General features: G+C 73.7%; 16 protein-coding genes and 3 tRNA genes. 4 read left to right on the top strand and 15 right to left on the bottom strand.

Annotated features, from left to right (window positions below; translation table 11 throughout):
- Positions 1-32: 32 nt before the first annotated feature.
- On the bottom strand, positions 33-1,628 hold the full coding sequence (locus AB0H37_RS07590; protein WP_360611879.1) for a DAK2 domain-containing protein: 1,596 nt from the start codon (positions 1,626-1,628) through the stop codon (positions 33-35).
- A 185-nt stretch (positions 1,629-1,813) separates the two neighbouring features.
- Between AB0H37_RS07590 and rpmB the strand changes: the two genes are divergently transcribed.
- On the top strand, positions 1,814-2,008 hold the full coding sequence (gene rpmB / locus AB0H37_RS07585) for a 50S ribosomal protein L28 (RefSeq protein WP_030164391.1): 195 nt from the start codon (positions 1,814-1,816) through the stop codon (positions 2,006-2,008).
- A 158-nt stretch (positions 2,009-2,166) separates the two neighbouring features.
- Here rpmB and thiD read toward each other — a convergent pair whose 3' ends face one another.
- From thiD to AB0H37_RS07570, 3 genes are all read right to left on the bottom strand, one after another.
- A complete protein-coding gene (gene thiD, locus AB0H37_RS07580) occupies positions 2,167-2,970 on the bottom strand; it encodes a bifunctional hydroxymethylpyrimidine kinase/phosphomethylpyrimidine kinase (protein ID WP_360611878.1) in 804 nt (267 codons plus the stop codon).
- Between the two features lie 72 nt (positions 2,971-3,042).
- Positions 3,043-3,939, bottom strand: coding sequence for a cellulose binding domain-containing protein (locus AB0H37_RS07575; protein ID WP_360611877.1), 897 nt, complete (start codon positions 3,937-3,939; stop codon positions 3,043-3,045).
- Between the two features lie 102 nt (positions 3,940-4,041).
- Entirely contained in the window at positions 4,042-4,962 is a 921-nt protein-coding gene (locus tag AB0H37_RS07570) for a thiamine-phosphate kinase (RefSeq protein WP_360611876.1), read from the bottom strand.
- A gap of 133 nt (positions 4,963-5,095) precedes the next feature.
- Here AB0H37_RS07570 and AB0H37_RS07565 point away from each other — a divergent pair, with 133 nt between their 5' ends.
- On the top strand, positions 5,096-5,329 hold the full coding sequence (locus tag AB0H37_RS07565) for an Lrp/AsnC ligand binding domain-containing protein (RefSeq protein ID WP_149257826.1): 234 nt from the start codon (positions 5,096-5,098) through the stop codon (positions 5,327-5,329).
- Positions 5,238-5,795 carry a DUF3515 domain-containing protein gene (locus AB0H37_RS07560; RefSeq protein WP_360611875.1) on the top strand — a complete coding sequence of 186 codons (558 nt, stop codon included), beginning with the start codon at positions 5,238-5,240 and terminating at the stop codon, positions 5,793-5,795. The genes AB0H37_RS07565 and AB0H37_RS07560 overlap by 92 nt, the downstream gene beginning before the upstream one ends.
- Before the next feature lie 14 nt (positions 5,796-5,809).
- Here the strand turns inward: AB0H37_RS07560 and AB0H37_RS07555 are convergent, their stop codons facing one another.
- From AB0H37_RS07555 to AB0H37_RS07505, 11 genes are all read right to left on the bottom strand, one after another.
- Positions 5,810-6,364, bottom strand: coding sequence for a nuclear transport factor 2 family protein (locus AB0H37_RS07555; RefSeq protein WP_360611874.1), 555 nt, complete (start codon positions 6,362-6,364; stop codon positions 5,810-5,812).
- Positions 6,361-6,555 (bottom strand): ferredoxin, encoded by a 195-nt coding sequence (locus AB0H37_RS07550; protein WP_179833341.1) that lies wholly within the window; start codon positions 6,553-6,555, stop codon positions 6,361-6,363. The genes AB0H37_RS07555 and AB0H37_RS07550 overlap by 4 nt, the downstream gene beginning before the upstream one ends.
- Positions 6,552-7,892: a cytochrome P450 gene (locus AB0H37_RS07545; RefSeq protein WP_360611873.1), complete on the bottom strand. Its 1,341-nt coding sequence runs from the start codon at positions 7,890-7,892 to the stop codon at positions 6,552-6,554. Before AB0H37_RS07545 ends, AB0H37_RS07550 begins: the two co-directional genes overlap by 4 nt.
- Entirely contained in the window at positions 7,889-8,668 is a 780-nt protein-coding gene (locus tag AB0H37_RS07540) for an SDR family oxidoreductase (RefSeq protein ID WP_329094072.1), read from the bottom strand. The genes AB0H37_RS07545 and AB0H37_RS07540 overlap by 4 nt, the downstream gene beginning before the upstream one ends.
- Positions 8,668-9,864, bottom strand: a complete 1,197-nt coding sequence (locus AB0H37_RS07535; RefSeq protein ID WP_329094074.1) for a cytochrome P450 — start codon at positions 9,862-9,864, stop codon at positions 8,668-8,670. Before AB0H37_RS07535 ends, AB0H37_RS07540 begins: the two co-directional genes overlap by 1 nt.
- 10 nt (positions 9,865-9,874) lie before the next feature.
- Positions 9,875-10,462 (bottom strand): helix-turn-helix domain-containing protein, encoded by a 588-nt coding sequence (locus tag AB0H37_RS07530; protein ID WP_360611872.1) that lies wholly within the window; start codon positions 10,460-10,462, stop codon positions 9,875-9,877.
- Positions 10,463-10,521: 59 nt separating this feature from the next.
- Positions 10,522-10,605 (bottom strand) — tRNA-Tyr (locus AB0H37_RS07525).
- 25 nt (positions 10,606-10,630) lie between these two features.
- Positions 10,631-10,703: transfer RNA gene (locus AB0H37_RS07520), tRNA-Leu, on the bottom strand.
- Positions 10,704-10,708: 5 nt separating this feature from the next.
- Positions 10,709-10,782 (bottom strand) — tRNA-Leu (locus tag AB0H37_RS07515).
- A 229-nt stretch (positions 10,783-11,011) separates the two neighbouring features.
- Positions 11,012-12,493 (bottom strand): protein kinase, encoded by a 1,482-nt coding sequence (locus AB0H37_RS07510; RefSeq protein WP_360611871.1) that lies wholly within the window; start codon positions 12,491-12,493, stop codon positions 11,012-11,014.
- A gap of 93 nt (positions 12,494-12,586) precedes the next feature.
- Positions 12,587-13,162, bottom strand: coding sequence for a TetR/AcrR family transcriptional regulator (locus tag AB0H37_RS07505; RefSeq protein ID WP_179833335.1), 576 nt, complete (start codon positions 13,160-13,162; stop codon positions 12,587-12,589).
- Between the two features lie 75 nt (positions 13,163-13,237).
- Between AB0H37_RS07505 and AB0H37_RS07500 the strand changes: the two genes are divergently transcribed.
- The gene (locus AB0H37_RS07500) at positions 13,238-13,942 is read left to right on the top strand and encodes an enoyl-CoA hydratase-related protein (RefSeq protein ID WP_360611870.1); all 705 of its coding nucleotides are present in this window, start codon (positions 13,238-13,240) and stop codon (positions 13,940-13,942) included.
- Positions 13,943-14,057: the final 115 nt, after the last annotated feature.

Raw genomic sequence — 14,057 nt, 5'->3', positions numbered from 1 at the left:
GGGTCTTTTCTAGCCGATGGGGGCGACGGGAATCACTCGACGCCGATGAGCAGGGGGTAGCGTTCCTGGTCGCCGTCGTAGACGCCGACCTCCGCGTCGGGGCGCCGCCGGCGCAGATGCTCCTCCAGGCCGGCGGCGAGACCGGGCGGGGCGTGCCGTCCGGGGATCAGCGTGACCAGCTCCCCGCCGCCCGACAGCATCCGGTCCAGGACGTCGCGGGCCACCGCGGCGAGGTCCCCGCCGATCGTCGCCACGTCGCCCTCGATCAGGCCGAGGACGTCGCCCGGCTGGCAGAGGCCGGCGCTCGTCACCGCCTCCTGCGCGGCGACCTCCAGGTGGCCGAAGCGGGTGGCGCCGGCGGCGCGGGTCATCTCGATCACGTCCTCGGCGAAGCGGCGCAGCGGGTCGTGCACGGCGAGCGCCGCCATCCCCTGGACGGACGCCTTCGTCGGGACCACCGCGATGCGCGCCCCGCCGTCCCGCGCGCGCTCCGCGGCGGCCTCGGCGAGGGCGAGGACCTCCGGCTCGTTCGGCAGCACGGCCACCTCGTCGCCGGCGGCGAGGATGGCCTCGGCGAGCACCGCGAGCGGCGGGACGGCGCCGGGCTCGCGCCGCACGACCCGGGCCCCGCTCTCCTCGAACAGCGCGGCCAGCCCGTCGGCGGCGGTGACGGCGATCACCGCGCGGCCGGTGTGCGGCGCGTGCGGTCCGCCTTCGGCGGCGTGCAGGTAGGTGACGCGGATCCGGTGCGGGCGTCCCGCCGCCATGCCCGCCTCGATGGCGGTCCCGGCGTCGTCGACGTGGACGTGCACGTTCCACAGCCCGTCGCCGCCGACCACGACGAGGGAGTCGCCGAGGCCGTCGAGCCGTTCCCGCAGGGTGTGGACGGCGTCGTCGGGCGCGTCCAGCAGGTACATCACCTCGTAGCCGAAGCCCTGCGGCGCCGGGGCCCGGCCCGCGGGCGGGGGCGTCCCGGCGGTGCGGGGCGGGACGTCGTACCGCTCGGGGTACTCGTCGGTGATCACGGCGACCAGGGCGTCGAGCACCACGCAGAGCCCGGCCGCGCCGGCGTCCACGACGCCGCTGCGGGCCAGCACGTCCAGCTGGCCGGGGGTGCGGCGCAGCGCCTGCCGGGCGCCCGCGGCGGCGGCCCGCGCGGCCTCGGGGAGCCCGGTTCCAGGGGCCGCCGCGCAGGCCGCGGCGGCCTCGGCGAGGACAGTCAGGATCGTGCCCTCGACGGGATGCTCGACGGCGCCGCGGGCCAGGACGGACGCGTGGTCGAGGGCGGCCGCGAAGACCGCGCCGTCCGGCGGCGCCTCCAGCGTGCCGAGGACGTCGGCGAGCCCCCGGAACACCTGGCTGAGGATCACGCCGGAGTTGCCGCGGGCGCCGAGCAGCGCCCCCTGCGCGAGGGTCCGCCACGGGTCCGCGCCGCCCGGCGGCTCGTCGAGGGCGTCGGCGGCCGCGATGACGGTCAGGTGCAGGTTGGTGCCGGTGTCGCCGTCCGGGACGGGGAACACGTTGAGCGCGTCGATCTCGGCCCTCGTCCGTCCGAGGGCCTCCGCCGCGAGCCTGCACCACCGCCGCACCGCCGCGCCGTCGAGGACCGCCGCCTCATCGAGGGCCACCGTGCTCCCTTCCGCGCCGCCGGGTCGCGGCGCCGCCGATTCGCTAACCCGACGCGCTGTCGGCTAGTCTGGTCCACGCGCCACGTTCGTGGCGCTCATCAGTGAGCGCCCATGATGCCCGGCCCGCCCGAGGCGGCAGCCGGGTGGCGCTCCGATCAGAGCATCGACACCACTTGGAGTTTCCCGTGGCTTCCGTCTGCGACGTCTGCGGCAAGGGACCCGGTTTCGGCATGCGCGTCTCCCACTCGCACCGCCGCACCCCGCGCCGCTGGAACCCCAACATCCAGCGCGTGCGCGCCGTCGTGAACGGCAGCACCAAGCGGATCAACGCCTGCACGTCCTGCATCAAGGCGGGCAAGGTCGTCAAGCCGACGGTCTGAGCCTTCCCGGGCCGTCCCGGCGAGACGGTCCTCTTCACGGCTTCGGTCGGCTCATCGGGATTCCCGGTGAGCCGACTTTCGCATTCTCGGGCAGTGCGCCATGGTGCCCCCGCCACAGTGTCGCCGCCGTAGTTCCGCCGCCGTGCTTCCGCCGCCGCTCAGTCGCGGTTCCGCCAGGCGTGGTCGACCGGGCCGATGCCGGCGCCGAGCGGGAAGCCCGCCGCGATCGCGCCCGTCACGTACTCCTTCGCCTTGGCCACCGCCGCCGGGACGTCGTCGCCGAGCGCCAGGTACGAGGCGATCGCCGACGCGAGCGTGCAGCCGGTCCCGTGGGTGTGCCGGTTGTCGTGTCGGGGCGCGGTGAAGCGGTGCTCGCGCTCCCCGTCGAACAGCAGGTCGGCCGGCTCGCCCGGCAGGTGCCCGCCCTTGATCAGCACCCAGGCGGGGCCGAGCGCCTTGACCGCCTCGGCGGCCTCGCGCAGCCCGGACTCGTCCACGACCTTGACGCCGGTGAGCTGCTCCACTTCGTACAGGTTGGGCGTGACGACGGTCGCGGCCGGCAGCAGCGCCGAACGGACGGCGTCCACGGCCTCGGGGGCGAGCAGGGAGTCGCCGTGCTTGGAGACGCCGACCGGGTCGACGACGGCGGGGGCCTCGGACGCGGCGAGCGCCTCGGCGACGATCTCGACCAGGGCGGTGGACGCGAGCATGCCGGTCTTGATCGCGTGGACGCCGATGTCGGACAGCACCGAGTCGAGCTGGGCGTGCACGGCCTCGGGGGGCAGCTCCCAGTAGCCCTGGACGCCGACGGAGTTCTGCGCGGTGACGGCGGCGATGACGCTCATCCCGTGGACGCCGAGCGCGAGCATGGTCTTCAGGTCCGCCTGGATGCCGGCGCCGCCGCCGGAGTCCGAGCCCGCGATGGTGAGCACGAGGGGCGGGGCGGTGGCGGTGCGCGTCATACTGCCCACTTTATGGTGATCTGCGGGAAGCGGCGATCCACCGGAAGCGCTGATCCGCCGGAAAGGCCTGACTCAGACCAGCGTGCAGGGCAGCTTGTTGAGGACGCAGCTGGACGGCCGGGACGGGGTGCCCTGCGCGGCGAACACGATCTGCACGGTGCCGCCGGGCGCGATCGCGGTGCGGCCGCGGACGAAGGCGACCTGGCCGATCCGCACGACCGTGGCGCCGCGGACGGCCGTGACCGGGGCGTTCGAGATCTTGAAGGCCAGCGCCCACGCGGTGACGGGGCGCTGCCCCTTGTTGGCGATGGTGGCGGTGGCCTTGAAACCGCCGGGGGTGCGGGAGGCGACGCGGAAGCCGATGACGAGGCCGTCGGGGCGGCCCGCGCCGCGGCTGGCGCGCCCGCCGGGCCCGCGCTGGGTGATCTGGTTGTCGCGCGGGTCGGTCTGGGTGGTCTTCGGGGAGCCGCCCGCGAAGTTGAGGGAGATCTGCTGGGTGCTCAGCGCGTAGGAGACGATCCCCACGGCGATCACGAGCGCGACGATCGGGAGCAGCGGGAGGGGCAGCACAGAGACGATCTTCGTCCAGCCGCTCCTACCCGAGTCGCCCGTCTCGGACTCAGGCGGACCGGGCGTGCCGCCGGGGTCGGCCGAGGGCCCGCGCGGCTGCTCGGGGAACGCCGCCGCGGGGGCGCCCGGGTAGTCGCCGGGATAGTCCCCCGGAAGCGGGGCGAACCGGTACGGGTCTCCCTGCGGGCCGTGCTCACGCTCGGCGACCGCGTCCGCCTGCGCGGGCGGCGGCCCCGACCTGACCCGGTCGTGCGGCGACACGTACACCTGGTCGTCGGTCGGCCCGGAGAAGGCGTCGTAGGAGGGGTCGACCGGAGCCCCGAAGTACGGCCCTCGTGACGCTTCGGCGCCCGGTACGGGGTCGTCGTCAGGTTGGTCAAGCCTGGAGTGTCGTCCCATCCCATCCCTCTTCGATCACAGGATGTATACCAAACCCGTCCCAAGCATGCCTACCGGATGTGTCAACGCACACGGCTCTACGCGCCGAGCGCACCGGGGCGTTCAGGCCGGGAAATGATCCCATGCTCCGGGGGGCGGCGGGCGGCCGTCCACGCGCACCCCGGCCCCTGCGGCGACGGTCCCGATCCGCCTCCAGGACGGGGGCAGGGCGGCGTCCGCCGGGTAGGTTCCGGCGAACGCGTGGTCCTCACCGCCGGTGAGGGCGTGGCCCAGCCCGCCCGGCCCGAGGATCTCCGGGACGGGCACGGACGCGGAGTCGACGTCGATCCGGACGCCGCTCGCGGCGGCGATGTGCCCGAGGTCCTGGACGAGCCCGTCGCTCACGTCGAGCAGCGCGGTGGCGCCGTGGGTCCGCGCCTCCTCCCCGGCGGTGTAGGGGGGCTCGGGACGGCGGTGCGCGGCGATCAGTTCCTCGGGGCCGTCCCGCCCGGCCTCCAGGAGCGCGAGCCCCGCGGCGGCGAAGCCGAGCCTGCCCCGGACGGCCACGACGTCGCCCGGGCGAGCCCCCGACCGGGTGAGCGGCGCCGCGCCGCCGAGGTCGCCGAGCGCGGTGATCGCGAGGGTGACCTGCGGGGCGGCCACGACGTCGCCGCCGGCGACGGACGCCCCCGCCGCCCGGCACTCGTCGGCGAGCCCGTCGTAGAGCCGCTCGGCCCAGTCGGTGCCGGTTTCGGAGGGGGCCGCGAAGCCCACGAGCAGTGCCGTGGGGTTCGCGCCCATCGCGACGACGTCGGCGAGGTTCTGCGCGGCGGCCTTGCGCCCGATGTCGTAGGGGCCGGACCAGTCGCGGCGGAAGTGCCGTCCCTCGACGAGCAGGTCGGTGGTGGCGACGACGCGGCCGTCCGGCGCGGCGATCACCGCGGCGTCGTCGCCGGGGCCGAGCCGGACCGCCGGGCCCTGGGGCAGTCGCCGGGTCAGGCGGCCGATCAGGCCGAACTCGCCGAGCTCCCCGATCGTGCCCATCTGCGCTGTTCCCCCGCTTTCCCACGTTTCTCCCGGTTCGCACCGGGCACGCCGTACCCCGACCGCCCGTGGCAGCGCGTAACACGATACGGTGAACCGTCCGACGGTTGATTCTCCGCTTGGGGAGGACGTGATGGTGCAGGCCTACATCCTCATCCAGACCGAAGTCGGTAAGGCCGCCGAGGTGGCGAGCCACATCTCCGGCATAACCGGCGTCACCCGGGCGGAGGACGTCACCGGACCCTACGACGTGATCGTCCGAGCGGAGGCGCGGAATGTGGACGAGCTGGGCAAGCTCGTCGTCGCGCAGATCCAGGCCGTCGAGGGCATCACGCGGACCCTCACGTGCCCGATCGTTCACATCTGAGCGCTCTGCCGCATCTCACCGCTTCACGGCCGTCCTCGGCGGTCTGACGCTGCTCGCCGCGGCGTGCGGCGACGGGGCCGTGCAGGTCCCCGTGCCGAGCCCGGACGCGGCCACCCAGCGGCTCTGCCAGGGGTTGCGGCTGCCCGAGAAGGTGCACGGGCAGAAGCGCCGCGACACCTCCCCCGACTCCCCGCTGACCGCCGCGTGGGGCTCCCCCGCGATCGCGCTGCGCTGCGGCGTTCCCCGGCCCGCGGTGCTCCGTCCGACGTCGGAGCTGGTCACCATCAACGGGATCGACTGGTTCGGGCAGCCCGCCGACCGGCCGGTGACCTTCACCGCGGTGGGGCGGCAGGCCTACGTCGAGGTGACGGTGCCCCCGAAGTACAACCCGGCCGGGGACGTGCTGATCGAGCTGGGTCCGTCGATCAAGGCGACGATCCCCGCGAAGCCCGAGGGACAGATCTGATCACCCGCCTCTGATCACCAGATCGGGACCGGGCTCTCCCCTCGCGGGTAGTAGCCGGGGATCGGCTCCCCGGACGCGGCCCGGTCCAGCCGCCGCTTCATCCCGTCCGACAGCACCCCGGCCTTCATCATCTCGACGAACACCGACGTGACGTTGCCGAGGTCGAACCAGTCGCGTTGCCACGACCACCGCCGGTCCCCCGCATACCGGAACCAGGACCCGCCGATGCCGAGCACCTCGTACGCCGTCCCGTCGGGACGGCGCGCGTCGGCGACCTGCTTCCAGAACCCGACGACCTCGCCCTTGCGCTCGTCGACCAGGATGCTCTGGTACGGGTAGGTCCAGCCGTCCAGGCCGCCCATCTCCGAGCCGAGCGCGATGTCGCGGATCTCGTCCCGCCCGACGGCCATGAAGTCCTGGCCGGGGCCGATGTTCCAGCCGTAGGTGGCGTCCTCGGTGTAGAGGTCGGCGAGGGGGCGCCAGTCGCCGGCCTCCTCGCAGCGGCGGTTGGCCTCCAGCCAGTGCTCGACCATCGCGTCGAGCTCTTCACGGGGGAACGCGGGCATCATGTCTCCAGCAGTTTGAGGGCCTGGGTGGGGCAGTAGCGGACGGCGGAGGCCACCTCGGCGCGCATGTCCTCGGGCGGCTCGGCGTCCAGGACGCGGACCTTGCCCTTGGAGGGCACCTCGAAGACGTCGGGGGCCTCCAGCTCGCACATGGCGTGGCCCTGGCACAGGTCCAGGTCGGCCTCGATCCTCACCGGCGCCTCCGGCGGTAGCGGACGGCGCAGGGCTGGGCGAGCTGGACGACCATCTTCGAGTGGTCGTTGCGGTAGCTCTCGGGCGGCTGCGCCGGCTCGAACTCCCAGTCCCGCAGCAGCACCGAGAAGATGGCCTTGAGCTGCATCATCGCGAAGTTCGCGCCGACGCAGCGGTGCCGCCCGGCGCCGAACGGCACCCACGTCCAGCGGTGGAGCAGGTCCTCCTCGCGGGGCGCGGCGTAGCGCTCGGGGCGGAAGGCGTCGGCGTCGGGGAAGTCGGTCTCGATCCGGTTGGAGACGGCGAGGCTGCAGCCGACCATGGTGCCCGCCGGGATGCGGTGGCCCAGCACCTCCTGGTCGGACTGCGCGACCCGCAGCAGCAGGATCAGCGGCGGATGCAGCCGCAGCGCCTCCTTGATCGCCGACTCCAGGCTCGGGATGGCGCGCAGCGCCTGGAACGACACCTCGCGGCCGTCGGCGTACAGCTCGTCCAGCTCGCGGACCACTCCGTCCAGGACGCCGGGGTGGCGGAGCAGCTCGATGAGCGTCCAGGCGGCGGTGCCGGACGTGGTGTGGTGCCCGGCGAACATCATCGAGATGAACATGCCGGTGACCTGGTCGGCGTCGAACTTGAGCGTGCCGTCCGCGTCCTTGATCGACATCAGGACGTCGAGCAGGTCGCGGTCCTCCCTGGGCGGGTTCGGGGGCCGCGCGTCCATGATCTGCTGGACGAGGTCCACCAGCGCCGCCCGCGCCGCGTCCCGCCGCCGGAAGCTGTCGATGTCGGCGTGGGGGTCGACGTAGGCGATCGCGTCGGTGCCCTGTTCGAGGTCGTGGTACAGGTCGGCGAACCGGCGGTCGAGCTGCTCGCGGAACTTGCGCCCGATCAGGCACGCGGACGAGGTGTAGATCGTCAGCTCGGCGAAGAAGTCGAGCAGGTCGATCTCGCCCTCCTCGCCCCAGCCGGCGACCATCCGGTCGACCTCGGCGGAGATCGTCGCGGCGTGGCCCTTCATGAACGAGCCCTTGAGGGCCTGGTTGTGCAGGGCCTCGCGGCGCTGCTCCGGCGTGGCGTCGAACACCACGCCCTCGCCGAAGATCGGCGTCATGAACGGGTAGGCCTCGGCCTGGTCGAGCTCCTCGTCGGGGGCGCGGAAGAAGAACTCGTTGGCCTCCGCGCCCGACAGCAGCAGGACGCGGCGTCCGGCGAGGCGGAACTCGCCGACGTCGCCGCACTCGTCCCGGACCCGTCGCATCAGCCCGATCGGGTCCGAGCGCAGCTCCTCCAGATGGTCGGGCCCGCCCGACACGACGCGCGGTTCCACCTGTGCGGTCACGACTCCTCCAACGGTGCTTCGGGCTGTACTTCGACGAGCCGGAGATGGGCGCCGCGCGGGGCCGCGACGATCGCGGCGACGGCGGCCGCGACGTCGGACGGGCGCAGGAAGTAGGGGTGGCGGGCGTGGCCCCACTTGCCCCAGTCCTCCAGGACGGCGCCGGTCGTCTCCGCGTCCCAGCTCATGCCCATGCCGGTCGCGGTCGGCCCGGGCCGGACGATGGACGCCCGCACGCCCGTCCCCTCCAGCTCCATCTGCATGGTGCGGGCCATCCCCTCCACGCCGTTCTTGGCCGCGACGTAGGCGCCCGTCCAGGAGCGGGGCGCTGGGACGGTGTCGGAGGAGACGAACACGATGTCGCCGCGCCGCCGCGCCACCATCTGCGGGACGAACTGCGACACGAGCCGGTGCGCGCCGACGAGGTGGACCTGCACCTGCGCGAGGAACTCGGCGGTGTCGAGCTCGTGCAGGCGCCCGGCGGACAGGTCGCCGGCGCTGGAGACGACGATCTCGACGGGGCCGAGCGCGTCGGCGGCCGCCGCGGCGAACGCCTTGACCGAGTCGGAGTCGGCGACGTCCAGCGGGTGCGCGAACGCCTCTCCCCCGCCCGCCCGGACCGTCGCGGCCAGTTCCTCGCACATCTCGACGCGCCGAGCGCCGAGCGCGACCGGGTGCCCGGCCGTCGCCAGCGCCGTCGCCGTCGCCGCGCCGATCCCGGACGAGGCGCCGGTCACCACGGCCGCGCGCCGCCGCGGATGGGGGTCGAACCTCGGCATCAGCGCACCTCCACGCGCACGGGCAGGGCGGCGAAACCGCGGACGTTCACCGAGTGCACACGCTCGGCGCCGCCGTGGTCGACCTCGTAGGAGGAGACGCGGCGCACGAATTCGGTCAGCGCGATGCGCGCCTCCAGCCGCGCCAGGTTCGCGCCGAGGCAGAAGTGCCGTCCGCCGCCGAAGCTGACGAGCTGGGAGGTGTCGCGGTCGAGGTCGTAGGCGTCGGCGTCGTCGAACACGCGCGGGTCGCGGTTGGCCGACCCGACGAGCAGGAGCACGCGGTCGCCCTCGCGGACGCGCCGCCCGTGCAGGTCGACGTCCCGCACGACCTTCCTGGCGAGCATCTGGCTGGAGGTGTCGTAGCGGAGCGTCTCCTCCACCCAGTCGTCCACGCGGGCCGGGTCGCGGAGCGGCTTGGCCGCCTGGTCCGGGTTGCGCGCCCCCCAGTACAGGGCGTTGGCGAGCAGCTTGGTGGTGGTCTCGTTCCCGGCGACCACCATCAGGAACAGGAAGGCGATGACCTCCTCGTCGTCCAGCCGGTCGCCGTCGATGTCGGCGTCGAGGAGCGCGGAGGTCAGGTCACCGGTCGGCGCGCGGCGCCGCTCGGCGACCATGTCCTGGTAGTAGCCGGCAAGGGTGAGGGCCGCGTCCATCCCGGCGGGCGGGACGTCGTTCAGCCCCTCCTCCCGGTGGACGACCGTGTCCGCGAGCCGGCGCACCTCGGCCCGGTCGGCCTCGGGGACGCCCATCATCTCCGAGATGACGTCCATGGGCAGCAGGCCGGCGAAGTCGGAGACGAAGTCGAACTCGCCCTTCTCCAGGGCCGGCTCCAGATGGCGCCTCGTCAGCGCCAGGATGCCGTCCCCCAGTTCCTTGACCCGCCGCGGCGTGAAGCCCTTGGACACCAGGGCGCGCATGCGGGTGTGGCGCGGCGGGTCGAGCGCGAGGAACGACATCGTCCGGGGCGCGTGCGGGCCCCAGGCGCTCGGCTCCACCGAGACGCCGTGGGAGTTGGAGAAGGTCGCGTGGTCGCGGAAGGCCGCGGACACGTCGGCGTGCCGGGACAGCGCCCAGAAGCCGATCTCGTCGTTGCGGTAGAGGGGCGCCTCCTCGCGGAGGCGCGCGTAGAGGGGGTAGGGGTCCTCGTGGACGGCGTAGTCGAAGGGGCTGTAGGAGACCTGCGCGGCAGGGTCCACGGCCGTCACCTCACTCGGGGGGTTCGGGCAGGATGAGCTCCGCCATCTCGGCGAGCCGGTCGGCCATGCGGGCGTAGGACGTGTAGCCCATCCCCGCGTACAGGAGCGCGCCGGTGTAGGCCAGTTCCAGCGCGCCGAGGATCTTGGGGTCGTCGTGCTCGCGCAGCGCCGCGCGGAGCCGTTCGCGGATCGCGTAGCCGATCCGCATCCGCAGTTCGCGGACGTCGGGGTCGGTGCCGAGCAGCGCGGTGGTGCACGCCGCGGCGAGGTCCGGCTCGTCCGACACCAGCAGCGCGATCTCGCGGAGCGTCTCCACCACCCGTTCGCGCAGCGTCCCGTCCGCCTCGACGGGGGGCAGGGCGCTGAGCCGCCGCCAGAACACCTCGGTGATCAGGTGGTTCTTGGAGGCGAAGTAGGTGTAGGCGGTCGCGGGCGCCACGCCGGCGCGGCGGGCCACGTTGCGGACGGTCAGGCCCTCGTAGCCGGTCTCGCCGACCTCCACCACGGCGGCGTCGGTCAGCCGCCGCACCGTGTCGGCCTGCCGCTCGGTGAGGCGGCGCCGGGTGGGCTCGGTCATGGGTTCGGGTTTTCCGGACATGTGTCCAGACATTAGTTCAGAAAGGGGCCGCGCGCAACGTCCGGCGCGTCCTTCCCGGGTGAGGCGGGTGGGATTCGAACCCACTCAGTCAGCGACACTTGGGTTACAGCCAAGCCCGACTCTCCGAACGTCGGCGCCGCCCCTCGCGCGGGCCGGGGGCCCGCGCCGTACCTCCGGAGGGATTCGAACCCCCAGCGCACAGCACCTCATGCTGCCGTCTCTGCCGTTGGACTACGGAGGCATGCGTGCGGCTCCCGGGATTCGAACCCGGAACGTCCACTTCCTGAGAGTGGTCTCTCTGCCTGTTGGAGTAGAGCCGCGTGGAACTCGCGAGGACGGGCGTCGCTCGCGGCGGCTCGGCCGGGGCCTCTAGGAGACGGGATACCGGCCGGGGCGGGCGTGCGACGCCGAGGGCAGTCGGAGTCGATACTGCTCCAGAGCCATGGCCGGTCCTCCTCTCGGACGTCTCGCGTCACCGTCTCCGTCTCGGACGGGCTGACGTCGTCAACGGTGCCACCGGCGGCGCGACGGCCGCAACGGGTTTTCCGCTCAGGGCTCGTCGGGCAGGGCAGCGCCGAACGCGATCAGCGCCCAGAACGCGACCATGATCCAGCCGAGCGCGATCCCCGTCACCGCGAGCCCGAGCCCGCGCTCGCCGGAGCGCCGCAGCCGCACCCAGGCCATGTGCCCGGCGACGATCGCCGGGATGGACGGCAGCCCGCACGTGATCAGCCCCACCGCGCCCATGGACACCGCGTAGATCGCGAGGCTGTTCATGGGCGGCTTGCCGTGCGGACGGTGCGCGGCCGGGTACTGGTGGGGCGCCTGCGTGGGGTGGCCCTGGTATCCGGTCTGTTGCTGGTAACCGGTCTGTTGCGGGTATCCGGTCGGCTGCTGGTAGACGGCCTGCCGGGCGTCGATCGCGTCGGCGTAGCGGTTCCAGCTCTCCGCCTCGGCGGTCCGTCCCTGCCCGCCGAGCAGGACGGCGAGGTTGCGCATCGCGCCGGGGTCGCCGGCCTGCGCGGCCTGCCGGTACTGCCCCTCGACGAGCGCCGCCGCCTCCCCCGCGGCGAGCGCCGGAGCGACCCCCGGCGCGGGCGTCCCGGGCGCCTCGGTCCCCGGTCGGGACGGCGCCTCGGTGCGGTCCCGACCCGGGGTGTGCGGGCGGGACGGCGTCTCGGCGCGGTGCCGGCCGGGCGCCTGGGTGTGCTGCGTGGAGGGCGCGGACTGCCGGACCCCGCTGGAGATGAGGCCGTCCAGCAGCGACTGGGCGGACGGCCGCCGCGCCGGGTCCTTGGCCAGCGCCGCCCGGACGGCCTTGAGCAGCATGCCGTCGAGACCGCCCAGGTCGGGTTCGCCGCTGATGATCTGATGGATGACCGCCGGCAGCGAGTTGCCGCCGAAGCACGGCCCGCCGCGCGCCGCGAAGGCCACGGTCGCGCCCCAGGCGAACACGTCCGACGCCGGGGTCGCCCCGCGCCCGTCCAGCTGCTCGGGGGCCATGAACGCGGGCGTGCCGACGATGCCGCCGGTCGCGGTGAGACGCGTCCCGTCCAGGGAGCGGGCGATGCCGAAGTCGATGACGCGCGGCCCGAACGTGGACAGCAGCACGTTGGCGGGCTTCAGGTCGCGGTGCACCACGCCCGCGTCGTGGATGGCGGTCAGCGCGGTCGCGATGCCGACCGCGACGGCCTCCAGGTCGGCGCCGCGCAGCGGCCCCTCCTTCGCCACGGCGCCGTCCAGGCTGGAGCCGTTGACGAACTCGGTGACCAGGTAGGGCGGGTCCGCGGCGGGGTCGGCGTCCAGGACCGGCGCCGTGCAGAACGGGCGCACCCGCTTCGCCGCCGCGACCTCCGCCTCGAACCGCGCGCGGTACTGCCGGTCGGCCGCGCACTCCCGCCGGATCACCTTGAGGGCGACCTTGCGCCCGGACGCGTCCAGCCCCGCGTACACCGTCCCCATGCCGCCCTCGCCGAGACGGTCGACGACCCGGTAGGGGCCGATGCGTTCCGGCAGGTCGGCGTGCGGCACGGAACATTCTCCTCGGGACGGCGATCGGCCGTACAAGCCTGGCACATCCCCATGCTTCACGCGGCCCCGTCCGCGATCATTCCGGGCCGCGCCTCAGCCGAGCTCGGCCCGCACCGTCCCGGCCACCATCGCGGCGGTCACCTCCAGCGGCCGGACGTCGTGCGCCGTCCTGCTGAGCACGAGCGCCCCCTCGAAGGCGCTCAGCACGTAGGTGGCCACGTCCTTCGCGCGCCCTTCCGCGATCCCGGCCCCCGCCAGCCTCCGGGCGAGGGACAGCTCCCACGACGCGAACACCTCCGCACACGCGTGCCGCAGCGGCTCGCTCGTGCTGGCGACCTCCAGCGCCACGGTCGCGATCGGGCACCCGTCACCCCACTCCGACCTCTCCAACGCCTCCGCGCTCAGCCGGAACATGTCGAGGACCGACCGTCCGAGGTCCTGGTCGGCCTGCGCGAACACGAGATCGAACAAGCGCAGGTACCGATCACCCGAATGCCGCACGGCCTCGGCCCCCAGCTGCTCCTTCCCGCCCGGGAAGAAGTGGTACAGCGACCCCCAGGGCGCCTCGCCCGCCGCGGTGATCTGCTTGAGCCCCGTCCCGGCGTAGCCCTGCTCGCGGAACAGCTGGGCGCTGGCCTCCAGCAGCCGGGTCCGTGTATCGCGCGTCATACGGACACCCTAGCCATTGCTCTCACTAGATCGATCTATCTACTATGACGATCGATCCAGACAGGGAGCCGCTTCATGACCGTGCGAACCGAACGCCGTGGGCCCGTCCACGTCATCACCCTCGACCGCCCGTCCCGCCGCAACGCGGTCGACGGACCGACGGCCCGGCGGCTGGCCGACGCGGTCCGCGCCTTCGAGGACGGCGACGCGAAGGTCGCCGTGCTGACCGGAGCCGGCGGCGCCTTCTGCGCGGGCAGCGACCTGAAGGCGATGGCCGCGGGCGACTTCCCCGCCCCGACCGCCGACGGCCCGCCCCCGATGGCGGTCACGCGCGCCCGCCCGTCCAAGCCGGTGATCGCGGCGATCGAGGGCTACTGCTTCGGCGGCGGCTTCGAGCTGGCCCTGTGGTGCGACCTCCGCGTGGCGTCCGAGACCGCCGAGTTCGGCCTGCTCAACTTCGAGCACGGCCTCCCGTCCCTGGACGGCGCCACCGTCCGCCTCCCCCGCCTGGTGGGGCAGCCTCGCGCCCTGGACGCCCTCCTGACCGCCCGCCGCATCCCCGCCCGGGAAGCCGCGGACTGGGGCCTGCTGACCACCCTCACCCCACCCGGCGAAGCCCTGAGCACCGCACGAACCTTGGCCGAGCGCATAGCGTCCCTCCCCGCCCCCGCCCTCCAGGCCGCCCGAACGTCACTCCTGGCACAGGGCCCCCTCCCCGAGCCCGAGGCCCTGAAGAACGAAACAACTCTCGCCCTGTCCGCCCTACCCCCACCCACATGACCGCAAGGGCCCAGAGCACTTCGCCTGGCGCTCGCACCTGCCGTGGAACAGCGCGGACAGGACGCCCATGACGGGGTCGGCGGCGACCTGGGAGCCGTCCTTCATCAGTACTTAA

It is taken from the genome of Actinomadura sp. NPDC023710 (genome assembly GCF_040639875.1).
Classification (GTDB): Bacteria; Actinomycetota; Actinomycetes; order Streptosporangiales; family Streptosporangiaceae; genus Spirillospora; species Spirillospora citrea.
The sequence above is the reverse complement of the archived record's forward strand: the minus strand, read 5'-3'. Positions and strand labels throughout refer to the sequence as shown.